The organism is Bdellovibrio sp. ArHS (assembly GCF_000786105.1).
Lineage (GTDB): Bacteria > Bdellovibrionota > Bdellovibrionia > Bdellovibrionales > Bdellovibrionaceae > Bdellovibrio.
Map to the genome: position 1 here is coordinate 14,805 of NZ_JTEV01000028.1, position 23,594 is coordinate 38,398.

Annotated in this window: 22 protein-coding genes; 6 read left to right on the top strand and 16 right to left on the bottom strand. The window is 48.3% G+C overall.

Annotated features, from left to right (window positions below; translation table 11 throughout):
• Nucleotides 1-31: 31 nt before the first annotated feature.
• The 7 genes from OM95_RS14280 to OM95_RS14310 all read right to left on the bottom strand — a co-directional run bounded on the left by OM95_RS14280 (nt 32) and on the right by OM95_RS14310 (nt 7,487).
• The gene (locus tag OM95_RS14280; RefSeq protein ID WP_041875185.1) at nt 32-973 is read right to left on the bottom strand and encodes a DUF429 domain-containing protein; all 942 of its coding nucleotides are present in this window, start codon (nt 971-973) and stop codon (nt 32-34) included.
• Nucleotides 919-1,911 (bottom strand): galactokinase, encoded by a 993-nt coding sequence (locus OM95_RS14285; protein WP_041875188.1) that lies wholly within the window; start codon nt 1,909-1,911, stop codon nt 919-921. The genes OM95_RS14280 and OM95_RS14285 overlap by 55 nt, the downstream gene beginning before the upstream one ends.
• Nucleotides 1,911-2,903: a DUF4340 domain-containing protein gene (locus tag OM95_RS14290; protein WP_041875190.1), complete on the bottom strand. Its 993-nt coding sequence runs from the start codon at nt 2,901-2,903 to the stop codon at nt 1,911-1,913. Before OM95_RS14290 ends, OM95_RS14285 begins: the two co-directional genes overlap by 1 nt.
• Nucleotides 2,903-4,441 carry a Gldg family protein gene (locus tag OM95_RS14295; RefSeq protein WP_041875192.1) on the bottom strand — a complete coding sequence of 513 codons (1,539 nt, stop codon included), beginning with the start codon at nt 4,439-4,441 and terminating at the stop codon, nt 2,903-2,905. The genes OM95_RS14290 and OM95_RS14295 overlap by 1 nt, the downstream gene beginning before the upstream one ends.
• A 2-nt stretch (nt 4,442-4,443) precedes the next feature.
• Nucleotides 4,444-5,217: an ABC transporter permease subunit gene (locus OM95_RS14300; RefSeq protein WP_041875195.1), complete on the bottom strand. Its 774-nt coding sequence runs from the start codon at nt 5,215-5,217 to the stop codon at nt 4,444-4,446.
• Nucleotides 5,214-6,155, bottom strand: a complete 942-nt coding sequence (locus tag OM95_RS14305) for an ATP-binding cassette domain-containing protein (protein ID WP_041875198.1) — start codon at nt 6,153-6,155, stop codon at nt 5,214-5,216. Before OM95_RS14305 ends, OM95_RS14300 begins: the two co-directional genes overlap by 4 nt.
• Before the next feature lie 69 nt (nt 6,156-6,224).
• Nucleotides 6,225-7,487 (bottom strand): DUF814 domain-containing protein, encoded by a 1,263-nt coding sequence (locus tag OM95_RS14310; protein ID WP_041875201.1) that lies wholly within the window; start codon nt 7,485-7,487, stop codon nt 6,225-6,227.
• An 81-nt stretch (nt 7,488-7,568) separates the two neighbouring features.
• On the opposite strand from OM95_RS14310, the gene OM95_RS14315 reads away from it, so the two are divergent.
• The gene (locus OM95_RS14315; protein ID WP_041875204.1) at nt 7,569-7,838 is read left to right on the top strand and encodes a hypothetical protein; all 270 of its coding nucleotides are present in this window, start codon (nt 7,569-7,571) and stop codon (nt 7,836-7,838) included.
• Here OM95_RS14315 and OM95_RS14320 read toward each other — a convergent pair.
• From OM95_RS14320 to OM95_RS14340, 5 genes are all read right to left on the bottom strand, one after another.
• Nucleotides 7,835-8,713, bottom strand: coding sequence for an RsmB/NOP family class I SAM-dependent RNA methyltransferase (locus OM95_RS14320; RefSeq protein WP_041875207.1), 879 nt, complete (start codon nt 8,711-8,713; stop codon nt 7,835-7,837). The genes OM95_RS14315 and OM95_RS14320 overlap by 4 nt on opposite strands.
• Before the next feature lie 57 nt (nt 8,714-8,770).
• Nucleotides 8,771-10,201 (bottom strand): ATP-binding protein, encoded by a 1,431-nt coding sequence (locus OM95_RS14325; RefSeq protein ID WP_041875210.1) that lies wholly within the window; start codon nt 10,199-10,201, stop codon nt 8,771-8,773.
• Complete coding sequence (locus tag OM95_RS14330; protein ID WP_291516500.1) at nt 10,198-10,899, bottom strand: response regulator transcription factor; 702 nt, start codon at nt 10,897-10,899, stop codon at nt 10,198-10,200. The genes OM95_RS14325 and OM95_RS14330 overlap by 4 nt, the downstream gene beginning before the upstream one ends.
• Entirely contained in the window at nt 10,892-11,557 is a 666-nt protein-coding gene (gene phoU / locus OM95_RS14335) for a phosphate signaling complex protein PhoU (protein WP_041875265.1), read from the bottom strand. The genes OM95_RS14330 and phoU overlap by 8 nt, the downstream gene beginning before the upstream one ends.
• 101 nt (nt 11,558-11,658) lie before the next feature.
• On the bottom strand, nt 11,659-12,714 hold the full coding sequence (locus OM95_RS14340) for a hypothetical protein (protein ID WP_041875212.1): 1,056 nt from the start codon (nt 12,712-12,714) through the stop codon (nt 11,659-11,661).
• A gap of 53 nt (nt 12,715-12,767) precedes the next feature.
• Between OM95_RS14340 and OM95_RS14345 the strand changes: the two genes are divergently transcribed.
• Nucleotides 12,768-13,688, top strand: a complete 921-nt coding sequence (locus OM95_RS14345; protein WP_041875213.1) for a hypothetical protein — start codon at nt 12,768-12,770, stop codon at nt 13,686-13,688.
• 2 nt (nt 13,689-13,690) lie between these two features.
• On the opposite strand, the gene sixA is transcribed toward OM95_RS14345, so the two are convergent.
• Both sixA and ppk1 read right to left on the bottom strand, forming a co-directional pair.
• Nucleotides 13,691-14,197: a phosphohistidine phosphatase SixA gene (gene sixA, locus OM95_RS14350; RefSeq protein ID WP_041875215.1), complete on the bottom strand. Its 507-nt coding sequence runs from the start codon at nt 14,195-14,197 to the stop codon at nt 13,691-13,693.
• Nucleotide 14,198: 1 nt separating this feature from the next.
• A complete protein-coding gene (gene ppk1, locus OM95_RS14355; protein WP_041875218.1) occupies nt 14,199-16,364 on the bottom strand; it encodes a polyphosphate kinase 1 in 2,166 nt (721 codons plus the stop codon).
• Between the two features lie 77 nt (nt 16,365-16,441).
• Here ppk1 and thiL point away from each other — a divergent pair, with 77 nt between their 5' ends.
• Both thiL and OM95_RS14365 read left to right on the top strand, forming a co-directional pair.
• The gene (gene thiL, locus OM95_RS14360) at nt 16,442-17,392 is read left to right on the top strand and encodes a thiamine-phosphate kinase (RefSeq protein ID WP_041875221.1); all 951 of its coding nucleotides are present in this window, start codon (nt 16,442-16,444) and stop codon (nt 17,390-17,392) included.
• Between the two features lie 82 nt (nt 17,393-17,474).
• Nucleotides 17,475-18,014 carry a PilZ domain-containing protein gene (locus OM95_RS14365; protein ID WP_041875267.1) on the top strand — a complete coding sequence of 180 codons (540 nt, stop codon included), beginning with the start codon at nt 17,475-17,477 and terminating at the stop codon, nt 18,012-18,014.
• On the opposite strand, the gene OM95_RS14370 is transcribed toward OM95_RS14365, so the two are convergent.
• Nucleotides 18,011-18,910: a LysR family transcriptional regulator gene (locus OM95_RS14370; RefSeq protein WP_041875223.1), complete on the bottom strand. Its 900-nt coding sequence runs from the start codon at nt 18,908-18,910 to the stop codon at nt 18,011-18,013. The two genes, OM95_RS14365 and OM95_RS14370, sit on opposite strands and share 4 nt — an antisense overlap.
• Nucleotides 18,911-19,010: 100 nt before the next feature.
• On the opposite strand from OM95_RS14370, the gene OM95_RS14375 reads away from it, so the two are divergent.
• Nucleotides 19,011-19,610 (top strand): YceI family protein, encoded by a 600-nt coding sequence (locus OM95_RS14375; protein WP_041875225.1) that lies wholly within the window; start codon nt 19,011-19,013, stop codon nt 19,608-19,610.
• 10 nt (nt 19,611-19,620) lie between these two features.
• On the top strand, nt 19,621-20,382 hold the full coding sequence (ygiD, locus tag OM95_RS14380; RefSeq protein WP_363228132.1) for a 4,5-DOPA dioxygenase extradiol: 762 nt from the start codon (nt 19,621-19,623) through the stop codon (nt 20,380-20,382).
• Between the two features lie 46 nt (nt 20,383-20,428).
• Here the strand turns inward: ygiD and OM95_RS14385 are convergent, their stop codons facing one another.
• Complete coding sequence (locus tag OM95_RS14385) at nt 20,429-23,581, bottom strand: efflux RND transporter permease subunit (protein WP_041875230.1); 3,153 nt, start codon at nt 23,579-23,581, stop codon at nt 20,429-20,431.
• Between the last annotated feature and the right edge of the window lie 13 nt (nt 23,582-23,594).

Sequence of the window (23,594 nt, forward strand, 5' to 3'; positions counted from 1 at the left end):
TAGCGAAGGACCTGATTGCAAGAATTATGTTTCAAAAAGAGTCCCACTTAATGGATATCTGGGGAAAGGCGATCCAATCTTCCCGGCGAGGAAAGTCCAGAGGTCGAGGTTCCGTCAAGCCTTTGAACTGAAGAAAGGCCGTGAGCGCACAGATGAAGGATTCGAAAGCATGGTTATTTTCAATCATCAGCTTCACGTCCTGATCATACACGAAGGCGACGTTATGAGTGCTCAGGGCATTCAGAATCTCTCGGCGACTTTCATCACCACCAATGGAGTGCTTATGAAAACGCAAATGACTTTTCATAACATTTAAAGAGCGCCCCACCCGCCAAACAGAAAGTTTCGGAAACACCTCGAGACAAGGCATCTTAAGACGCCGACGCAGGAACATCGCGCGCGCCAAAAGAGGCGCGGTATTAGCGCCCATGGCGTGCTGAATATTGAAAGGCTCTTCCAATTCGGTGGAAAGGAACAACTCCACGCAGCGCTGAGTGTAAGGCGTAAACAGCTTGCGCGGCTTCTTTTTTTTATGCAGCTTGCGGGTGTATTCCCACATCCATTTCACGTGCTCTTCGGGACAGCCTTCGATGCCCGGGCAATGCGGAACACAGTTCAGGCAAAAGGGTGGATTAAAAGGGACATCGAAAGCCACGCTTTCGACTTCCTGATGATACTGCTGAATGATTTCCAGAATTTTAAAATCGGCAGAGTGAACTTCATCGCTTTTAATCTTCTCGACCAGGCGGGATAGAAAAACTTTTTTGTGCTTGGGATAGTACTCTAAAACTGAAATGCAGGCTTTGTCGGATTTCCCGCCGCCTAACGAAATGCCAATAAAACGATGCACTTCACCTGCATGCGATGCACTGGTCGCCGCCGTTTTTTTTACAGCGGCTTTCTTCGTCGTTTTTTTCTTTACAGTGGATCGACGGGTTTTGCGTCCATCACCTGAAAGCCGGCTTCTTGGCATGCTTGAGAGACCCCTTTGCGTTTTTCAGGAGGACACCAGACTAGAACACAGCCGCCGCCCCCTGCTCCACAAATTTTAACAGCCTCGGCCCCATTCTGCAAAGAGACTTCCGCAAGCTTTGAGATCTCAGGACTTGAAAACTCCGGGGCCAAGCGCACTCGGGCTTCGAATTCCCGTTTAAAAAGTGTGCCAAGTTCATTCCAATTGCCTGAGCGCACGGCATGCTCTGTCTCTATTGCAATGACTTTGAGGTCACGCAAAGCCTGAAGAGTGGTCGCGTCTTTCGCCACAGAATCTTTCATCACTTCAAAGTTGTTGAGGCCTGAATGATGCGCTTTGCCCGTATACACCAACATAAACTTGTCAGCCAACGGCGTGTGCGCCACCTTCAAAACATCTTGTTCAATACCGTCATATCCGTAACGAAGAACATTGATCCCCCCGGAAGCTGCAGGATAATAGTCTTGCGTTCCTGTGGGCGTGTTCAAAATCTCGGCCTCGATATTGTGAGCGGCATGCACCATTTGATGAATGTCTTTAAAAGGCCGGCCGCAGAATAAAGAAAAAGCTTTCATCAAACTGATGGTCAAGCTGGAACTTCCCCCCAAGCCGCCACCAACGGGACTCTCGGAAGACGTCTTCAAAGTGAAGCCTTTGGTCGGCATCCAATAGCGAAGCTGCGTTTGCAAAAGTACCATGCGCGGATCGGTGTCAGACAGAGCATCCACTAAATTAGAATAACTCTTTTTTAGCTTAAGATCCGCCGATTCCAGAACAATGCTTGCATCCGCATGAGGAGTCAGTTCCGCCACCGTATATATATCTATCGCGACATTCACCGTAGATGCCCCGTTGATGAACAGATAAAGAGGCCACAAATCCAGTGTACCTCCGGCTAAATCCACGCGTGTCGGCGATTTGACTACAATCTTTTGCATTATTTTGTTTCTTTCTTACCGGCCCCGGCTTGTTGCTGATCCGCACCCTCTTTAGTTTCCGGTTTGGCCGGAGGAGTTTCTTTAAGATCATCTGGTGATATTTTAATAAACTTGTCCAAGGCACCTGGTTCCATTTTCAGTTGCAATGAGGGCTCGGTCACCTTCGCATAAATCGCAAGATCTGCGGCCTGGGTGACTTCTGCCTTCCAGGATTTTTCCGCAAGCTGCAAGTTCATCGTGAATAAGGATTTTCCCGCGGGAATTTTGGCATCACTTCTCAAAATATCCGCTGCCTTTGCTTCTGAAATCGCCGTCAGGGCTTCACGAACTTTATTTTGATCCAGCTTATAGTCTTTGGGTGCGCCCACCCATTGCCACAGGCCTTCGACTCTTTTTAACTGGAAGCTCCCCTTCGAGTTCTTAAGCTGGATTGCATCCACGCTGGCAATTTTATGGCGAAAGAACCGGCGGTCGCGAAAATCCAATGCTGTTTTATTCGCACGCGATTGCCAAATCGAGTTCACCACCAACACCCGGTTTTCATTTCCGCGACGGGCAAAGGTATTGTCTTCGAAATTCTTTTTGTCAGAGATCTGAAAAACATTTTCCTGACCATCCGAGGTTTTGAAGGTGATTTGCGCTAAAGGCTTATCTAAGCCGTACATCGACCAATCAATGTCACCGCCTTCGCGCGCCACTTCGATCACACGCTCAGGAAAAACATTCTTAACGAAATCATCCGCCACGACATTGTCCGCCAGATCCTTGTAAGGTTCGCTCAGTTCCCAGCCATCCACACTGCGTTTTAGGACAATCTTTTGTTCGCCTTTTTTAATCTCAAAGGAATCGACATGTTCAAAATTCAAGGTCATCAGACGGGCTTGTTCCATGTTCTTTTCTTCGCTCTTTTTATCGCGAAGATAATCCCAATAGGCATAACCACCAAAAACCAAAAGACAAAGAACTAGAATCGTACGACCTTTGAGCTTCATTAGGCGTTTCTCCTTCTAAAGTACAGCCCGACACTTGCTCCCAAGAGCAAAAGAGGCAGGGGAATAATGAATGCGAACAAAAAGACACCGAACTTGGTTTCCGTCAGCAACATCTGCGTCGCCGCTGGATCTTTCGGAGTGATGCTAATCAGATTCTCTTCTTTGGCCAGGGCGGCGATCGAATTGAGTACCAAATCACGATTCAAATTTTGATAAAGCATCTGATTGGACATAAAATCCACATCACCAGCGACGATGACGGAAAAAGACTTCGCGTCTTCCGGAGTGCCAGGGAAACGTCCCACCACTTCGTCAACCAGGGCAAAGCTGCCCTCGGGACCGTCACCTGTGATTTTCATGCTTGGAAAAGCCATGCTGTTCACGGGCGTCTTCACTATTTCTTCCACAATCATAGTCTCAGGCACTTTGGTCTTTTTCAAAGACTGTGGATAACGGAATAAAGTGACTTCACTGCGCGCAAAACTTTTTGTGATTTGATTCGTCTGCGAGAACACCCCACCCACCGTAGGGCCTTGGTTAATCCCGCGCCCCATCACTGTGTCAACGATGGTCATCACGTAGTTGTTTTCAAGTTGAACGCCCAACTTAGCGGCCAAACCCTCAAGTCCCGCAGGGTTCTGGGATTCAAGCGCCAAAAACAGACTGCCGCCTTTTTTCAGGTAGTCTTCAAGAGCCGTGACTTCATAAGCCTGGAAACCTTGAATCGGGCCTGCGATAACTATCACAGCCGCGTCTTCGGGAATTTTAGGATTTTGAATCAGCGGCAGTTCCTTCACAAGGTAGCGATTGTTTTCCAGCATCAGCTTCAGGGAACCCAAACCCAAACCCTCTTTAGCGTCATTCAGGTCTTTCTCGCCATGTCCCACGGTGAAATAGATGGTCTTCGTCTTTTCGCGCGTGACCTTAACAAGAGCGCTTGTAAACTCCTGCTCGTCAATTCTTTCCACACGGTTGCGTCGACCCTTGTAGTCCAAGAACACCACACCGCTGCCTTTGTCGACACCATAGTCTTTGGCAAGATCGGGACGTTCATTCACCTCGACAAAGTCCAATTGAACTTTGGCGCTTTGGTCCTGATACTTTTTAATGAGTTCCCGGAACAAACGGCGGTTTTCTTCGTTTCCTTCTACGCCTTTTTTGTAAAAGAAAAGCACCTTTAAATCCGAGTCCAAAGATTTAACAAGCTTCACCGACTGCTCAGACAAAGTGTTCGCTTGCGCGGAAGAAAAGTCCCAGGTTTTATAGTGTTTGACGCCCAAATAGTTCACCACGGCTAGCACCGCCAGCATCAGGACGATCAACACCCCCATGCTCATGCCCTCTTTCGTGGTCTTCATCACAAAGAACTCTTTGAAGAAGACGCGATCCTTGATCAGCCCCAAGGCCAGGAAGAAGATAGCCAACCCTAAAGCCAACCAGCAAAACGGCACCCAATCACCCAAAAGGTAACGAGTGATCGACATAGACACCAGGGAAATACCAGCAAAGAGAAATGAAATTTTACCAAGTTTGCTCATACTTATCTCCAACGTGATGATTCAACAACGCGTTCCGCAAGGAAGCAGAACAACACAATGATGCTTAGGAAGAAGACCAAACCATTGGTGCGAACCGTGCCTTCCACCAAACTTGAAAGATGGCTGCTTAACGAAACATGCTCAAACACTTTTCGCGCCATTTCACCGTCGACGACTTCCGCGCCAATACCGATAAACCAGATCGAAACATTGAAGATCACCGAGGTCACGTAAGCAACGATGCTGTTTTCTGTTAACGAAGACGAAAACAAGTCCATCGCTGCGTAAACTCCGCCAACAAGGAAGATACCAAAGAAAGCAATGATCAAGGGCATCCAGTTGATTGTTGCCAGTGTCGAGGTCGCCAAAGGATAAAGCATTGCCAAAATGACAATTCCCAACACCGCACCTAGGGCCGCAAAATATTTCCCTAAGACGATTTGCAAAGATGTCACCGGCGAGGTTAACAGCAAATCAAACGTGCGCAGCTTTTTTTCTTCCGCAAAGAGTTTCATCGTCAACGCCGGCACGACGAAGATCAGAAGCAGATTCAAATAGGAAAGCTGCCTTAGGAAAACTCCATAGTGGATATTCAGTTGATTGGACGGGACACCCTGTTGCATCACGTAGTTGGTCAAGAGCTGCGCAAACAAGTTCAACTGAATAGGATACACCCAGCTAAAAACCAAACTGACCAAAAAACAAATCACCCAAAAAGTGGGGTTGGCATAGAAGCCTTTGAGTTCTTTTTTAAGGATTGTCAAAGTTCCATTCATACTTCACGTCCTTGTTCTTTTCCGTAAGTCAATTTCAAGAACACGTCTTCCAGATCCACTTTGGAAGGACTGAGTTCCAGCAAGCCATAACCATTCGTCACCAAGCGAGAAGAAATGGCTTCCACCACGTCCTCGCCGCCCTTGACATCGATATTCCATTCTTTTTGTGAAGTTCCCGAATTGACAGAGACCACTTGTTGAATGTCCCCCAAAACCGACTTCATATCCGACACTTCTTTGCGCAAGCGAATGTGCAAACGGCTTTGGCCTTTTTCCATCGTCGCCAGATTATGAATGCTGTCTTCCACGACGATCTGGCCTTTGTTGATAATGATGACTTTTTCACACGTCGCTTCCACTTCCGAAAGGATGTGCGTGGAAAGAATAATCGTGTGCTGTCCCTTAAGAGCCTTGATCAGATCACGGATCTCAGCCACTTGTTTTGGGTCCAAGCCGACAGTCGGCTCATCCAGGATCAAAACCTCAGGATCAGAGACAATCGCCTGAGCAATGCCCACACGTTGCTTAAAACCTTTGGAAAGATGTTGAATCAGACGCTTTTGCACTTCATGCAAATTCGTCTTTTCGATCGCCATGTCCACGGCACTTTCAATTTTATTTTTGGGAACCTGCTTAAGAGCGGCCACATAACGCAAATAATCGCGCACATACATGTCGCCATACACGGGCGGGGTTTCCGGCAGATAACCGATGCGCTTTTTAACTTCTAGTGGATTCTCGAAAACATCATAGCCTGCAACGGATGCCGTTCCGTGGCTGGGAGCCATAAAACCCGTGATGATTTTCATGGTTGTGGATTTTCCAGCTCCATTAGGTCCTAAGAAACCAACAACGTCTCCTTTTGAAATGGAAAAGTTGAGCTTATTGATGGCACGTCTTGGGCCGTAATCCTTCGTGAGATCTCTGACTTCAATCATGGTGAATCTCCTCTGCTGCAAAATGAACTTTAGAAATTTTAGACTCAGCAGAGAACCAGTCAAGAGGCCTTAAGTATGACGCAAGGTAAAACTCAGCGTTCTTTCAGAATGATAGGTCACCCGGCCCAGCTTGTCTCCCTTGATGGGGCGAACAAAGCGGCATTCCACAATCACCACAGCGACCTTTTGCCCCACCATCAGGGTCTTCGCCGAAAGAGACTCCTTGGCCACCCATTCGGCCACCTCCTGAATCTCTTTTTCCGAGATTAATTGGTCGCGCTGACGGTGAATAATGGCGTGCGCGCCTGGATAATCTCGAAGATGCATCCAATAATCCCAGGCTTTCGCCTGTCGAAGCAGGGCAAGATTGTCGGCCGCTGATTTCCCGCAATAGGCCAAGGCTCCGTTTTCTAGATGCAGTTTGCGGCCACGCGCCTCTGCCTTTTGCATCAAATCCACAAGCGCGGGCTTCTTGACCTTGTCCTGATAGCGGGACTTTTCAAGCTGCGCAATTTCGACGACAAGCTCGTCAAATCTTTCCCGCGCCCCGTCCTTTTTCCCGGCGAGTTGTTTGGCCTTGGCAAAACACTGTTCGATATTCCAGCTTAAAGACTCTTTTTCATTGATGCATGACTTAAGATGGTCGGGCACCTGCAAAGTCCCGTGCGTCTTCAGATAAAGACCCGCCTCATACCACAAATCTTCTTTATCACTCTCAATTTGCTTTTGAATTTCGGAAAGGGCTTTGCGCTTTTTCGCCAGATCCTTTTCTTTTTGCTTTTCCCACTGCGCTACCGGATCTAAAGACGACTTTTTCTGCGAGCCCTGTTCCTGCAACCACTCTTCATGAATCTCTTCAATAGAGCGGGGAACCGGCGGCTGTTCCACCTTTGGCGGCGGCGTCAGCGCCAACGGTTTTTCCCAGGCGATCTGCTTACCCTGAGCTTTGACGATCAGATTGCACTGTTTGGGAATCAGGCGCACTTCCAATTCGCAATCCGAAGAGGAATTACGTAACTCCAATTTCACAACCCGACCGTACTCTTCTTGCACCGTCATCTTTGTCAGATAAAGATTTTTCGCGTGCGAATTTAAAAACAGACTGACCGGCTTTGTCTTGGGACCCTTTTTAAAGGGACATTCTTCCTCAAAAAGCAGCAACATCGGGGCATTGGGCACAAGGTCCAGAATCATCCAAAAATGCACATCCTTGCGAAACCCCAAAGCCAGACCTCGGTCATTGACCAGGACATCCTGCAACTGGGCACCGTCCAATATTGGTGCGAAGTAGTGAACAAATTGCTGCAATTCTTGCTGGGTCAGGGCTTTCATCAGTCTATTGAAACATCCTTTGGACCAAATTTCTATGGGTGATGCTCAGGTTCGTAAAAGGAAATCCGATAGTTGTTTTGTATGAACACAGATTTACTGCTTAAAATTATCGAGACCCAGCTAAAAGAAACAAAGAACATGCGGGAAAAGACCCCCGACTTTATCAATAAGGTCGTGCATCTTTACACCCTTCAACTGATGAAGCTGGGAAACATTCCTCTGGATTTTATGGAAGACGTTCTGGCTGATGTGGAAGCCGAAACCATCGAGATCTACCGCAAAAAAACGTATGGGTATCTGACTCTCGAAGAATATCGCCGCCACAAGTTTCGCCAAAAGAACGACAACTAAGTTTTTTCGATAATGGAAAAATAAAGGGGTCCGAAGCCACAACGGTCCGGCAAATAGATTACGCCATAGTCTGTGCGCTCTCCCCCGACACCTAAAGACGCCTCCACTAATTTCACGGCGTCTTTTTTCTTTTTTAAAAGCTTACGGATCACTTCATCATTTTCACTGGGGCTGATGGAACACGTTGAATACACGATGCGACCGCCCGGCTTCACCGCCAAAAGGGCTGCCGCCAACAGCGAGTACTGCCGCGCTGCCAGGTGTTCGGTACGACGCGGACTCCACTCTTGCTGAGCCGCCTTGTTTTCCAGGATATGGCGTTCTCCCGAACAGGGGGCGTCCAGCAAAATCCGATCAAAGCTGTTGGCTTCCTTCAGACCGAATTGCACGCCGTCTTTTCCCGTGACCCACACCCGGTCCCGCACATGGCGAGGCACATACTGTTGAATCACTTTTTTTAAGCGCTCCCGCCGCTCTGGCGAAAGGTCATTGCAAAAGATTTCGCCCTCGTCCTGCAAAGACTCAATCAAGACCAAACTTTTTCCACCAGGGGCCGCGCACATATCTAAAACCCGATCCCCCGGCTGAACTTGCAGGGCGCGTGCGACCATAACACTTGCGGGGTCCATAATGTAAACGTCCAAAAGGTCGTCGGCGTTTCTTTCCGGCTGCAAAGACTGGCCTGCGGGAATCCAATAGCAGCCGGGAAGCTCGGGCTTTTCGGCCAACGAGCTCCATTTTTTCACGGAAAGATCTTCCACGGGACTTAAAATATTTCGGCGCGCGACCTGCTGCTCGCTGTTCACCAGCGATTCATAAAGTGTCGGCCAGCGTTCTCCGTAGATTTTTTGAAAGTGGTCGTAAAATGACTGCATCGACGCATTATAAGACGCGCCGATGTGGATGGCAAGATCGGGTCCAAAGGGAAGGACTTAGGTTTTTAAAGGGAACGTGCAGATAAACTCGCACCCTTTATCCGGCGCGCTCTTCACCATCACCGTCCCACCGTGGCTTTGCATAATATGCTTCACAATTGCCAAGCCTAAACCGGTTCCCCCGGCGTCTCGCGTACGTCCTTTGTCCACGCGGTAGAAGCGCTCAAAAAGACGATCCAGATGTTCTTGAGGGATACCAGGCCCGTCATCAATAACACGTAAAACTACGGTTTCTTTGCCAGCACCTTCCCAGCGAATTTGCACTGTTTTGCCTGACGGAATGAATTTAATGGCGTTGGAAACAAGATTGCGCAGAACTTGTTCAACTTTATGGGCATCCGCCATAAACGGCGGCACTTCACCGATCACACGAATCGCAATATTCTTTTCCGCCGCCAAAACAGCCAGCTCTGCCAGAATCTGCTCGGAAATCTGCAAAGGATGGATCAACTCCAATTTTAGCGCGGCGTGGGACTCTAAGGTGCTAAGACTGAGAAGGTCGTTCACCAGATCCATCAGACGATCGATGTTGCGAGACACGATATCAAGAAATTTACCTGCCTGTTGAATTTGCCCTGTGCGCACATCTTCTTTCAACGTATCGACATAACCTTTAATGGAAGTCAGCGGTGTGCGCAGTTCGTGAGAAGCATTCCCCACAAAGTCGATGCGGATCTGCTCGACTTTTTTAAGTTCGGTGATGTCATGAAAGATTCCCACGACACCATAGATGTTTTTGGTTTTTTCGTTGCGAATCGGATTCACCGAAACGGCAAAATAACGGGGCTGATTGTCCACCAAAGTGGGCAGCTTGACAGTGAAACGCTGAACTTTCCCCTCTTGAATTGTCTTCGCAAAACCTTCCAACACATCGGACGAACGAATCGCATCTTTAAGCCGCAGAACCGAAGAATTCACCAGACTCGGCGGAATAAACTGCGCCGCAAACTGAGAATTGAAATAAAGAATCTTTTCATCCAGACTGACGCTGACCAAGCCTTCTGCCACCGCACTCATGAAGGCCTGAGATTCCTCTTGCGCCTGAAGAAATTGAGCTTTGCGTTTTTTCATCTTGCGATGAATGTGGTTCAGCGCCACATCAAGCTCAGAAATATCGTCAACCTCATCGTCCAACAGATCATCTTCCTGAGGATCAACAAGGTCGCCGTAAGTGCGTTTGCTGGAAATTCTTAAAGCTTTCAGGATCATCCTATGAATCGGTCGCGCAAAGCGGTACGACGTCAGAGCCGCCACGAATAAACTGAACAGAAAGAAATTTAAAAGGGCTTCATTATAGACAAAGGGACGAACCCGATAACGAATATCAATGACCGAGATGACACCTACAAATAGAACATTGAAGGCCACCAGTTGAATAAAAAAGAATTTCCAATATACGCGCCAAGGGAATCTTACAAATCGCTTCATGCGAAATCTACTTTAACCCTATAACCCACACCTCGGATAGTCTCAATTCGATCGCCCCACTCGCCTAACTTCTTGCGTAATCCAAAAACGTGGGTGTCGATAGTGCGTCCAACGACGTTGATGCCTTCGCCCTGAATATTCTCAATCAACTGTTCCCGGGTAAGAACCACACCCTGATTCTGTACCAAAGTCCCTAAAAGCTTGAATTCGGACGGAGTTAAATGAAGAGGCTCGCCATTATAGGAGATCTCATAAGTTTTAAAATTAATACGCAATCCAGACAACACGACGTCATTTTGGTCTGAAGCAGGGGCCGCCGCCACTTGAGTTCTTCTTAAAAGGGCCTTCACCCGAGCCAAAAATACAGAAGGGTTAAAAGGCTTCGTCAGATAGTCATCCGCGCCTTTTTCCAGTCCCGCCACAATATCCTGAGGTTCCGCTTTCGCCGTGACCATCAGAACTGAAGTTTGAGAATTTTGGCTTTTGATTTTTTCTACGATTTCAACGCCGCTAAGCCCAGGCAGCATCCAGTCCAGAACATAGACGTGAAAGTTTTGGCGATTCATTTCGTTCAGTGCTTCTTCAGCCGACGAACATTCGGTGACGCGATAACCTTGTCTTAAAAGATGCAAGGCCATGAGCTCGCGGATTTCCTGCTCATCTTCCACCACTAGCACTTGAATCGAATTGTCAGCCAAACTTGCCCCCGTGTCGCACGTCTTTACCTGTAAATGCAAAAATCACGTCTTCAGCGATGTTCGTTGCATGGTCGCCTAAACGCTCTAAATTTCTTGCGATTAAAATCAAATCCAAACCCGCCTCGACATCTTCTGAGTGGGCTTTCATATGAGCCAGGCAGTCTTTAAAAACTTTGTTCTTCAGATGATCGACTTCATCATCCATCATCAAAATCTGCTTCGCTTGCTCAATGTCCCCGCGAACAAAGCTATCCAGTGAACCCTTGACCATGCGCCCGGCAATCTCGGACATTTTTTGAATGTCGCCCAATTGTGCCGGAATAGGTCTGCGGCCTAAATAATCTTTGCCCGTGTATGAAATGTTCACTGCCTGATCGCCCATTCTTTCAAGGTCGTTATTAATTTTAATAACTGATAGAATCAGACGCAGATCCTTCGCTACCGGACCTTGCTTCGCTAAAAGCTGCATACAGGCATTATCGACCTTGACGTGATCTTCGTTGACGAGTTTTTCAATGGCGTGAACGCCGTCAAACATTGAAAGGTCTTTCGACAGCAAGGCTGCCGTCGCCTGGGCCAAAGATTTCTCCACATGACCACCCATAAGAAGAATCATCTTTTTTAGGTCTTCAATAAGAGTATCAATCGCTCTTTCCATGGCATTCCAATCCAGCACTTGGCTTTGGTTATAGTTATTTACAAAATAAAAGCACCGCTTAACACGGCATCTCTTTGGATTCTAACAGAATCCTAACACATCTAAAAGAGAACTTGCGCCGCCAACTCAACTTTGGAGCGATCCCGCACTCCTGGCGCATAGTTTTCAGCATAACGAGTGTGGTCGACCGCCAAGGCCGCCTTGATATCCTCGGTCACCTGATATCCTAAAGACACTATGACGGTCTGCAAATCCTTGCCGTCCTCAGAGGCCAGCGCATCCAAGTAGTCATAACGAAGCAGAACCTCTGCCTTAGGCCCGGTACTGATGACGGTATAAAAGCTGGCACCACGACCGTCGACAGATTGGCCCAGAAAATCCGTGACGTCCACGCCTTCGGCCATTTTGTAATCACTCAAAGCATCCGCGGGATCTTTCGTCAGCAAAAGCTCCAGACCAGCCAACCAGCTTTCCTCTTTTTGATATTCCAGCAAAGCCTGGATACGTTCTTTCAAAGCCATGCTGCCAGAATATTTGTCGTAACTTCCTCGGACGTAATTAAATGAAACACTTAAAGGCGACCACAAGGTGAAGCGGGCAAATAAGGCCGCTTCTTTGTGAGAACCTTTTTCTTTTTCGTTAGCACCTTCCCCATTGGCAAGATTAAAAGCCCATTCGCCCCAATCCTGAGGAAGTTGCGACATGAAGGAAAATCCCAAGTCAGAATAATTCAGGTACTTCCATTTTTCTGTCGGCGCCCAGGCATCCGTCCCTAAAAAACGATAACCATACTGCTCATATTGCGCCTCTTGCCAGGTCTGCGGGATCAACCCGACGCGCAGGGCGTGCATTCCTGAAAATTCGCTCACTAAATCCAGATAAGCCTCACGAACACGCATTTCGAAACGCTCTTCCGAATTTACTTCCTGCTCAGAACCTTCCAAAGTCAAAACCAACAAATTGTCGTCTTTTAAAGGCGCTTCAAGATCCAAAAACAGGCTGGGAACATTGAAGGCGCTGTTACCGCGCTCGCCGGTAGGAAGCTGCCAAACCGAAGCGGTGACGTCGACCTCCCCTGAGATCTCTATGTCCGACAAGGCCTTTGCCTGCAAAGAGGCAAAAAGCAAAAATAATAAGGCTCCGCTGTATTTTTTCATGCCTCTTATGCTGCCAGTTTTATATACTAATGCCAAGGATGGAGAAGCTTACTGTGTCACGTCGTTTATCTGCCATAGATATTGGGTCTAACGCTATTCGCATGATGATTGCGGATGTTTCTTCTGACTCCCCGACATTGCATGTAGTAAAAAAATTCCGGGCTGCCGTTCGTCTGGGCCATGATGTTTTTACGGAAGGCCTTATCACCCCGGGCACGATTGAAAGTGCCAAAGCCGCCTTTCATCAATATGCCGAAACCAATCACAAAGAAGGTGTTCAGCGCTGCCGGGCTGTGGCGACAAGTGCCTGCCGAGAAGCCAAAAACCGACAACACTTTGTGGATGAAATCTTCCGCAGCTCTGGAGTTAAAATTGAAATTATCGATGGTGCCGAAGAAGGGCGCCTGATTCATCAGGCGGTTCGCAACGAAATCGACCTGGACCATAAAAAAAGCATGCTTATCGATATCGGCGGAGGAAGCGTCGAAGTCACTTTTTCCAAAGGTGATAAAATGATGGCAACAAAATCTTTCCCGATGGGCACCGTGCGGGTTTTAGAAAACCTCACCAAAAGAAAACTCGACGAAAGCCATCTGAATATTGTCCTGGGCGAATTTTTGGCCGACCTTGGCGAGCATATTTATAAAAACTGTGACCACGACCCTGTGGACTTTGCAATTGGAACCGGCGGAAACCTCGAGTGCCTGGGAAAGCTGAAAGTGGACCTGTTGAAAAAAAGCCCTCATACTTTTTTAACCCTGCAAGAACTTTCCGAGATCATCACCAAGCTGCGCGCTCTTAAAGTCAAAGAACGCATCGAGAAGTTAAAGCTGCGTCCTGATCGGGCCGATGTCATCGTCCCGGCAGCAATGTTGGTGGAAACCATCATGCGCCAGGCGGAAACCCAAAAAATTCTTATCCCCAGCGTCGGTCTGCGTGACGGTCTTATTTGGGATATGGCTAAATCCAACTGAAATTAATCGATAAGAAATTTGGGCGGAATTGAATACAGTAATTGAGCGGCACCCGCTTCTGCGTGGGCAAACGACTCCAGCTCTAAGGCAATGACGCCACTTTTTTTCAGATCAATGAAACTTTCCGTTTTCCCCGTCAACATATAGCTGGCAAAAGAACTCAAGTGAGGCTCGTGCCCCACGATCGCAATACGCTTTTGCTGGCGGACTTGCGTCCGCAGCCATTTCAAAAAGGCCTGTGGAGGACTGTGAGGCACAAGTTCTGGTGCTTCGACAACTTTGGTTTCAAAATAAATTTGCGAAATGATCTCGGCCGTCTGCCGAGCCCGCGTGAGCGGACTTGAAACAATCAGATCCAGCTCTTTAACGTGATCTCTTAAATCGACGCAGACTTTTTGCATCTTCTTGCGGCCTTTTAAAGTCAAAGGACGCAAGTGATCCTCCAAGCCTTTCTTTTTGAATTCTTCGCGCTCTACTGCTATGGCATGTCGAATGATGATAAGTTCCACGTTAATCGGCCCCTGAGTGACTTTCCTCAACCAATGTAACGCGTGCTTTCGCCATTTGCATCAAAGTTTGATGAATTCCCACGTCCGTAGAGTTGCGTCGTGTGTAGGTGCCATCCGAGTTCATCTGCCAAGACTGACGTTGTTCTTTCACGCAGAGATTCAAAATCTCCCAGCACTTTTCCTTCAAATTCCGATCCAAAATCGGCACAATGGCTTCGACCCGCGCATGCAGATTGCGATACATCCAATCCGCCGACCCCAGATAAAACTCGCCGTCGATCGGGTCCTTTGCGCCGTTACGGAAGTAAAAAAGTCGCGAATGCTCTAAGAATCGACCGATAATGGAGCTCACACGAATGCGTTCACTCATCCCGGGGACGCCGGGACGAAGGCAGCAGAAACCGCGAACGATCATGTCAATTTCCACGCCCTTTTGCGAAGCCGCATAAAGCGCAACAGCGATGTCGTTTTCTTCAAAATTATTGAACTTCGCGATGATCTGCGCGGGCTTCCCCTGTTTGGCGTGCTCGGCCTCGCGCTCAATCATTGCCTTAAAACGCGTGAACATATTCACGGGCGCAATCAACAGATTCTGATAGTTGCTCTTTAATGAACGCCCCGTCAGATAATGAAAGAATTCGACGATGTCGCTCGTGATCTCTTCGCGCGCAGTCAGAAGTCCCAAGTCCGTGTAAAAACGTGACGTCGTGACATTGTAGTTTCCCGTTCCGATATGCGCGTAACACTTCAGTCCCTCTTGTTCCTGCCGCACGACTAAAGCCGTTTTCGCGTGCGTTTTCAAACCCACCACTCCATAGACCACGTGAACGCCAGCATTTTCCAGCTCTGTTGCCCAATAAATATTTCGCTCTTCATCAAAACGCGCTTTCAGCTCAACCAGGCAGACGACTTGTTTGCCCTGTTCGGCGGCGCGAATTAAAGCTTTAATGAAAGGGCTGTTGTCCCCGGTACGATACAAAGTCATTTTAATAGCAAGAACCTTCGGATCCTCCGAAGCCACGCGAATGAAACTTTCCACCGAGGCTTTAAAGCTCTCGTAAGGATTGTGCACCAATTGATCTGACATCTTGATCGCATTGAAAATCCCCGCGCCGTCTTCGGCAAAGGCGGGACTGACCACGGGTGTATAGGGTTCAAACTTCAACTTAGGACGATTCAAATCCGCGATAATACCCAGATCCGTAAAATCAAGCATACTGGGCAACTCGTAAATATCATCTTCCGTCAGCTCTAACTCTTCCATCAGAAACTTCAGCATCCAGGGATCTGGCTTCGGCCCGTGTTCTAATCGCACCACCTCGGCAAAACGTCGTTGGCGCAGTTCTTCTTCGATGGCCTCTAACAAATCTTCGGCATCTTCCTGATCCTGATCGGAATCCGCATTTCGTGTCAGACGAAAAGGCATGACATCTAAAACCTGCATCGATGGAAAAAGATCGGCCAAGTTTTCTTTGATCACTTCCAATAAGCTGACAAAACGATACACCGAAGACTCGGGGTCCACACGAATCCACTGCGGCAAAACCTTAGGGATTTTAACCCGCGCGAAAAGTTTTTCTTCGTTATGAGGCGGCTTTAAGGTCACCCCTAAGGAAATCGACAGATTGGAGATAAAAGGAAAAGGATGCCCCGGGTCCACCGAGAGCGGCGTCAAAACAGGGAACACATTTTTATGGTAGTACTTTTTGACCTGTTCTTTTTCCTTTTCCGACAGTTCTTTCCAGGAAAGCAAATAGATCTCTTCTTTTTCCAGAGCAGGCTTCAGGTTTTTACTAAAGCACTGCGCCTGATCTTGCAGCATCGGAATGACAACTTGTCGAATCTCCTGCAACTGATGCAGCGGCGTTTTTCCATCGGCAGACTTGGGGGAAATTCCATAAGCCACGTGGCGCTTTAAGCCGCCCACACGTTTCATGAAAAACTCATCCAGATTGGAGCCGGAGATACTTAGAAAACGCACCCGCTCTAAAAGAGGGTTGCGGGCATCTTCGGCCTCGGCCAAAACGCGACGATTGAAATTCAGCCAGCCAATTTCACGACTGGAAAAAAGACTTTCAGATGACAGAGGATGTTCAACAACCTTCGGCTTGCGCGTGGACTGTTTTTTAGATGTTCTTTTCGGCGAAGCCACTTTCGGCGTGTTCAAAGAATCCTCCTTGACTCTTGCTTAGTCTATTTCACAATAAAGCCAATTTTTTGGCAATGTCTTCCCAGGAAAACGGCATGCGCAATACACCGAAAGAATGGACACTCATAGATAAAATCCGACACAGGGTCCAACGGCCTAATGAACACACTGTGGTTCCATTGGGCGATGACGCCTTTGTCTTTAAAAACTTTCCCGGCTATTCCGTGATCTGCCAGGATATGATGGTTGAAAATGTCCACTTTCGACTCGACTACTGTTCAGCTGAAGACCTCGGGTACAAGGCTCTGGCCGTGAATTTGAGCGACGTTTCTGCCATGGGAGCTCGACCTCACTTCGTCCAAGTGTCTTTGGCCTTGCCGAAGAAACTAACGGAATCTTGGCTTGACGATTTTTATAAAAGCATGGCCCAACTAGCAGACAACACACAATGTGAAATCGTCGGCGGTGACCTGACCTTTTCCGAAGATAAACTGATTATCGACGTCAGTGTCCACGGTTCTTGTGAAAAACCTCTCACGCGCAAAGGCGCCTGTGTCGGAGATCTTCTTTTAAGCAGCGGCCCCTTGGGGCTTTCCTACATAGGATTATTGGCCTTACAAAAAAATCAACCGGGCTTCTTGGCAGCCAAGATGAAACATCGGCGCCCCACACCCCGTCTGGATTTAGTGCCGGACCTTCTGGAGCGACGCTTTGAGGTTCATGCAATGATGGATTGCAGTGACGGATTGATCAACGATGGCCTGCGCATGCTTCCCGCTGACGCAGGACTGGTTCTATTCAAAGAAAACCTTCCTCTTCACGCAGACACTTTAGAGTGGGCTCGCCTGCACCACCAAGACGCAACGGATTTTGTACTTTGGGGTGGCGAAGACTACGAGTTGCTTATCGCCATTTCACCAGATCTGTATGGCCACTTTTCGAAATGGCATCTGGTCGGCCAGTTTACAGAGGAAAAAGGCGTGTTTTTAAGTGATAAACATTCGAAAAAAGAAATTAGCGAATTTAAAGGCTGGAAGCACTTCTAGTTGAGTGTTTCAGTTTGAGAATCACCTGCGAAATACGCGAAAGCTTCTTCAGACGTCGAGTGATTTTTCCGAAAAGTCAGATATGACCAGTCTAGCTCGCTATCATGGCAGATCTCCGCGATACATTCTCGACACCGAGGACGAAAGTCTGATTCGTGTCGCGGGTCCCAAACAGGTTCCTTGGGAAGAAGGGACCGAGATCAAAAATGTCTCGTTAACCGGCCTGGCATTCACCGCGCCCGATGATCTTTGTCCTTTGTTAGGAGAAGTCGTTAAAATTCAATTTGTTCCGCCCGGAGCAAAACAAATGGCGTGTTATGGCATCGTCACGCGATTGGAAAACATCTCGGACTCGCGCACGCTGGTGGGAGTCCACTTCTATAAGCTGGAAATGTCTCAACGAATTGTTCTGGCTCAGGGCCTGGCTCGGAAGTTTAAAGAAAACCAGGAACGCAGTGAAATCGACGGCCTTTTAAATCGCACCCGTCCCAATATCAGTCTGGCCAACTTGCCCCAACTGGTGATGATGGGACTGTTGGCGACGCTATGGTGTGGCACCGTCTGGAGCCTTTTGCGCTTCGAATATGTCGGCCTTTACAAAATGCTTTTGGCTCTTTTTTAAGATGGCGCCAACGTCTCTTTAAATCTCTTAGCAATAAACTCCGTGAATTTTTTGATTTTTAGCGGAACCTCTTTTTGATCCGGCGTCACGATGTTGATCGGCACTTCGGGCCCGCGAAGGTTTCTATGAATATGCACTAGGCGCCCCGATCGCAAGTGATCCATACACAAAAATTCAGGAACAAAGGCGATCCCCTTCCCTAACAGCGCGAACTCCACCAGCGCCCCGGGATTATTTGCGCGAAAGATATAATTCGGTTTAATGTCCACTTTCTTCGAATCCGACGCACGCAGCACCTCGATGCCTTTGCCTGACATTCCCACAAACGGCAAAGAGCTGAGCTGTGAAAGTTCCTCCCAGCCGCGATAACGCTCTAAAAAACCCGGAGTCGCGACAAAGATGTTTTTGACCGAGCCCACCTTGCGCGCCTTCAAGGAACTGTCTTTCAAGACGCCCACGCGAATCGCCACATCCACAGACTCTTTCACCAGATCGACATAAGCCTGACTTAGATGCAGCTCAAAATAAACCAACGGATAGATTTTCGAAAACTCATCCAAAAGCGGGGGCAGATTTTTTACGCCCATGTCATCCGGAGCCGTCACCTTGATCAGACCCGAAACTTCGGCGGTCGCTTCACTGACTTCGTTGGATAAATTTTCGAGCCCTTCGATCAGGCCTTGGGCCCGCTCATAGAATTGGCGTCCCGTCTCGGTCAGTTGGAATTGCCGCGTCGTTCGATAAATCAACTGCACGCCCAAATCCTTTTCTAAGGCCGCCAGCTTGCGACTGATCCGGGATTTAGGTTGGCGCATTAACTGCGCGGTTTTCGTGAAGCTTCCGGTTTTAACTAGTCTCACAAAGGTACGGATTTGGTTTAAATCTAATTGTTCCATATGTGCAACAGTCTATCGCGATACTGTCACCTTACGCAATAATCAAAATCACACGATACTAAACAGGTCTTAACGGACTTAAATAAAAGGAGAACACATTATGAAAAAGTTAGTACTCAGCGCGTTTGTAACCTTGATCAGCGCCACATCTTTCGCCAAAACAATCCCTGCGGGAACTTACGCCATTGACGCCGCCCACTCTAAGATCGGATTTGAAATTCCTCACTTGGTGATTGCCACAGTGGAAGGACGTTTTACCAAATTCGATGGCTCTATCGTCATTGATCCTAAGCTGGAAAAATCCAAGGCCAATTTGAACGTGGACGTTGCCACCATCAACACGGACAACAAAGACCGTGACGATCACTTAAAAAGCCCTGACTTCTTTGACGTTGCCAAGAATCCAAAAATGACATTTGTCACAAAGAAAATTGTCGGAACCGCTGACAATTTGAAATTGATTGGCGATTTGACTTTAAAAGGAAAAACTAAGGAAGTGACCTTGGATGTAAAATATCTGGGTGATGTGAACGATCCGTTTGGAAATCACAAAGTGGCGTTTTCAGCCAGCGGCCTGATCAACCGTAAAGATTTCGGTTTGACCTGGAGCAAAGCTGTCGAAGCCGGCCCTGTAGTTGGTGATGAAGTGACTTTGATTATTAAGATTGAAGCCAATAAACCGATCGAAAAGAAAGGTTAATCTTATGAAAATGCCTGTGGTGTTTGTAGGTCACGGGTCTCCGATGAACGCCCTCGACTTGAATCCCTTCACGGAGTCCTTAAAGGAGCTTGGGAATAAACTTCCCAAGCCACAGGCTATTTTATCTATCTCGGCTCACTGGGAAACCCGCGGCACGCAGGTGCTCTACCATGAAACTCCTCCGACAATTCACGACTTCTATGGGTTTCCTAAGGCCTTGTTTGACATGCAATACCCGGCGCGCGGCCCTTTGGCTTTAGCGAAAGAAACACAGGCTCTGGTTCCACATTCTGAGCTGACGGTAAAGTGGGGCCTTGATCACGGCACGTGGTCTGTTCTGGTGCACATGTTTCCTGAAGCAGACATTCCCGTCTATCAACTTAGTCTGGATGTGACAAAAACTGCGCAGGAACACCTGGAAATCGGTCGTCAATTGCGAAGTCTGCGCGAAAAAGGCGTACTTATTCTGGGAAGTGGAAACATCGTTCACAATTTACGCGTGATCAACTGGAGAGAGCTCAATGCCGCTTACCCCTGGGCCCAAGAGTTTGATCTGGCCATTAAGAAAGCCCTGGAAGAAAAAGACGAAACTCTGTTAACTCAATACGAAAAAAAGTTAGGCGAAGTGGCTTCGATGTCCGTGCCCACGCCCGAACACTATCTGCCACTTCTTTACTGTTACGGAGCCACAGTCCCCGAAGATCGAATCTCTTACCCCTTTGAAGGCTACCAGATGGGCAGCCTTTCTATGCGCTCCGTACTGTGGTCCTAGAAACTGATCCAGGAGTCTGGTTGTAGCGCGGGGCAAGTGGTCCAGTTTAAACGTCCAAAGCCTCATTGCCGACCGCCGCAAATGCCTGCTTGGTCTTTTCACGAACTTCATCGCGGGTTTTAAACTTATCCATTAAAGAGTAAACCACCGGAACAACAAACAAAGTCAACGCGGTCGAAACAAGGACACCACCGATCAAACAGATCGCCATAGGTCGCATGGTTTCAGAACCCGCTCCCGTCGCCGTCGCCGATGGAATCGCCGCTGCAATCGTCGCAATCGACGTCATCAAAATAGGACGCAGACGAATCGGACAAGCTTCAATCAACGCCGCCTTCGCATCACTGGTTCCGCGATCCCGCACGGTGTTGGTAAATTCAATCAAAAGAATCGAGTTCTTCTTCACGATCCCCATCAAAAGAAGCAAACCAATCATCGAGAACATGTTCAACGACTGCCCCGTCAAAAGAAGCGCGAAGAAAGCTCCACTGAAACTGAATGGCAAGGCCATCAGGATCGTGACTGGATCAATAAATGAATTGAACTGACTTGCCAAAACCATGTAGGCAATAATCAAGCCCAAGACCAACGCAAAGATCAAACTTTGGAAAGACTCTTTAAAGGTCTTCGAGCTTCCACCCTGATCAATCATATAGCCGGGCTCTAACATTTTTTTCGCGGCAGCTTCCACGAAATTCATGGCCGCCTGTTGGGAAACGCCCGGTTTCATATTCGCGGTGATCGTGATCGCCCGTTGACGATTAGAACGCGAAATCGACTGCAGACTGGAACCTTCCACCTCTTTAGTCACACGTGGAAGCGGAATCAGATTTCCGCGACTGTTACCCACGAATAAAGTTTTGATTTCATCCATGGGCTTGCCCTGATCCAAAAGCTTCACTTTGATATCATAGCGATGGCCACCTTGCGGATATTCGCCGACTTTCACGCCGCCGATCAGCGCATTCACGGTAGAACCAATCGAATTGATGCTCACGCCGTGCTGAGCCGCTGCCACGCGGTCTGGCTGTACTTGAATTTCCGGCATCCCCAAAAGATAGTTGGAATCCACGTCGACCATCAGGCCGCTGTTTTCCATCTCTTTCATCATTTGTTCGGTGTATTTTGCAAGCTTGCCCCAGTCTGATCCTAAAAGAGTAAACTCGATCGGATAACCTCGGCCTCCAGAAAACCCTTGCTGTGATAAATCCATCAGGACCGGGCGCACATCAGGAATTTTCGCCAGCTCTTTACGGGCAACTTGCATGAACTCCTGTTGCGACAGAACTTTGCCCGAAGCCGGATCTTTTCCACGAAGATGTTTTTCTTTCAAGGTCACGAACATCATGGTCGTATTGGCGTCGGAAACACCTCCGCCAAAGCCGCCGATGGCCGCATAGACTTTTTCAACTTCGGGACGGGCCATCAACCACTTTTCTGCCTGAAGCGTCTGGGCATTAGTATAAGCCAGAGAGGTTCCCACGGGCAGCATCAGACGAGCGATGAAAATACTTTGATCTTGCGCCGGAGACATTTCCTTATTCAAGAATTTAATCGAAACGAATGAGACCGCCACAAACACCAAAGATCCGACAAGAACCTTCCAGCGATGTTCAAGACACACGCGCAACCATTTGTCATAACCGACTTTTAAAGACTCCATAAAGGCTTCAAAGGCCCGACCGATTTTTGTGGTTCTTTCACCATGATGAACAAAACCCGCACAACGCATCGGAGTGATCGTCAAAGATTCCACCAAAGACAAGAACACGGCGATAGAAATCGTCACCCCGAACTGCATGAAGAACTTTCCGATGATACCTTTCATGAAGGCCACAGGCAGGAAAATCGCGATCACGGCGGCGGTTGCTGCCATCGCTGCGAAAGAAATCTCGCGCGCGCCCAGAATCGCGGACTCGATACGTCCACGGCCATTTTCATTGTAGCGGAAGATGTTTTCCAGAACCATGATGGCATCGTCAACAACGATACCGATCGCCAAGGTCAAGCCCAACAAAGTGAAGGTGTTTAACGTATAACCCAAGAAATAAAGACCGATGAACGCCCCTAACAATGATGTTGGGATGGACAAAAGAACGTTGAAGGTCGCCGACCAACTGCCCAAGAAGAGCCAGCAGACAAGTGATGTTAATACGACCGCCAACATCAAGTGCTTATTCAATTCGTGCACCGACTGTTCGATAAATTTGGTGCTGTCAAAGTTCACATGAATCTTCATACCCTCGGGCAACTGGGGCTGAATCTCTTCAATTTTCAATTTCACTGCTGTCGCGACGGCCACCGCATTGGTTCCACGCTGTTTGCGAATCCCCACCCCCAGGGCCGGCTGCCCGTTGAAGCGGGACATGCGAGTGATTTTATCAAGGCCCATGCTGGCGTCCGCCACCTGATGGATTTTCACCATATTGGTAGGATCTGCCACCGTAAGACCGGCACGACGACTGATCACGATGGAACGGAACTCTTCTTCCGTTTTTGCCTCCCCCATCGTTCGCACGTTGAAAGTTTTTTTGTCCGTCTCAATGTAGCCGCCGGGCAGCTCTGAGTGCTCGTTTCTGACTGCATCCATCACGTCGTTGACAGAGATATTGTAACGCAAAAGATCTTTAGGGCGCACATGCACACGCATGACCGGGTCCGTGTATCCCCCTAAGAAAATATCCCCGACCCCTTCGACCGTGGTGAAGCGATCGCGCAGATAATCACGGGCGTAGCTCATCATGAACTCGGGATCGTTTTTATCGTAAGTCAAAGCCAGCCACAAAATCGGCTGATCATCCGGATTTGTTTTTGATAAGGTCGGGGGATCTACGTCGTCAGGTAACAGGCGCTGAGTTGCCGCCACCTTGGCCTGAACATCCTGCAAAGCGACGTCAATATTACGATCCAAGTCAAACTCGACAGTGATGGTTGCATTGCCCGTTTTACTGCTGGACTTGATGGATTGAATCCCTTCCACCGTCATCAAGGCACTTTCAATAGGATCGACGACCTGGGTTTCCATGACCTCCGGTGCCGCGCCGTCCAATGTAACGCTCACGTTCACCGTCGGGAAATCGACGTCAGGCATTTGGCTCACGCCCATTCTTGAGAACGAGATCAGCCCGAACATCATCAGACCAAACATCAACATCCAGGCAAAAACGGGATTCTTAATCGAAATATCAGAAAGCTTCATTCAGACCTCACCA

What these genes read in the sequence shown, in the direction of transcription:
- OM95_RS14280 (WP_041875185.1), bottom strand. Translation starts at nt 973, where the DNA reads ATGCCAAGAAGCCGGCTTTCAGGTGATGGACGCAAAACCCGTCGATCC.
- OM95_RS14285 (WP_041875188.1), bottom strand. Translation starts at nt 1,911, where the DNA reads ATGCAAAAGATTGTAGTCAAATCGCCGACACGCGTGGATTTAGCCGGA.
- OM95_RS14290 (WP_041875190.1), bottom strand. Translation starts at nt 2,903, where the DNA reads ATGAAGCTCAAAGGTCGTACGATTCTAGTTCTTTGTCTTTTGGTTTTT.
- OM95_RS14295 (WP_041875192.1), bottom strand. Translation starts at nt 4,441, where the DNA reads ATGAGCAAACTTGGTAAAATTTCATTTCTCTTTGCTGGTATTTCCCTG.
- OM95_RS14300 (WP_041875195.1), bottom strand. Translation starts at nt 5,217, where the DNA reads ATGAATGGAACTTTGACAATCCTTAAAAAAGAACTCAAAGGCTTCTAT.
- OM95_RS14305 (WP_041875198.1), bottom strand. Translation starts at nt 6,155, where the DNA reads ATGATTGAAGTCAGAGATCTCACGAAGGATTACGGCCCAAGACGTGCC.
- OM95_RS14310 (WP_041875201.1), bottom strand. Translation starts at nt 7,487, where the DNA reads ATGAAAGCCCTGACCCAGCAAGAATTGCAGCAATTTGTTCACTACTTC.
- OM95_RS14315 (WP_041875204.1), top strand. Translation starts at nt 7,569, where the DNA reads ATGAACACAGATTTACTGCTTAAAATTATCGAGACCCAGCTAAAAGAA.
- OM95_RS14320 (WP_041875207.1), bottom strand. Translation starts at nt 8,713, where the DNA reads ATGCAGTCATTTTACGACCACTTTCAAAAAATCTACGGAGAACGCTGG.
- OM95_RS14325 (WP_041875210.1), bottom strand. Translation starts at nt 10,201, where the DNA reads ATGAAGCGATTTGTAAGATTCCCTTGGCGCGTATATTGGAAATTCTTT.
- phoU (WP_041875265.1), bottom strand. Translation starts at nt 11,557, where the DNA reads ATGGAAAGAGCGATTGATACTCTTATTGAAGACCTAAAAAAGATGATT.
- OM95_RS14340 (WP_041875212.1), bottom strand. Translation starts at nt 12,714, where the DNA reads ATGAAAAAATACAGCGGAGCCTTATTATTTTTGCTTTTTGCCTCTTTG.
- thiL (WP_041875221.1), top strand. Translation starts at nt 16,442, where the DNA reads ATGCGCAATACACCGAAAGAATGGACACTCATAGATAAAATCCGACAC.
- OM95_RS14365 (WP_041875267.1), top strand. Translation starts at nt 17,475, where the DNA reads ATGACCAGTCTAGCTCGCTATCATGGCAGATCTCCGCGATACATTCTC.
- OM95_RS14370 (WP_041875223.1), bottom strand. Translation starts at nt 18,910, where the DNA reads ATGGAACAATTAGATTTAAACCAAATCCGTACCTTTGTGAGACTAGTT.
- OM95_RS14375 (WP_041875225.1), top strand. Translation starts at nt 19,011, where the DNA reads ATGAAAAAGTTAGTACTCAGCGCGTTTGTAACCTTGATCAGCGCCACA.
- ygiD (WP_363228132.1), top strand. Translation starts at nt 19,621, where the DNA reads ATGCCTGTGGTGTTTGTAGGTCACGGGTCTCCGATGAACGCCCTCGAC.
- OM95_RS14385 (WP_041875230.1), bottom strand. Translation starts at nt 23,581, where the DNA reads ATGAAGCTTTCTGATATTTCGATTAAGAATCCCGTTTTTGCCTGGATG.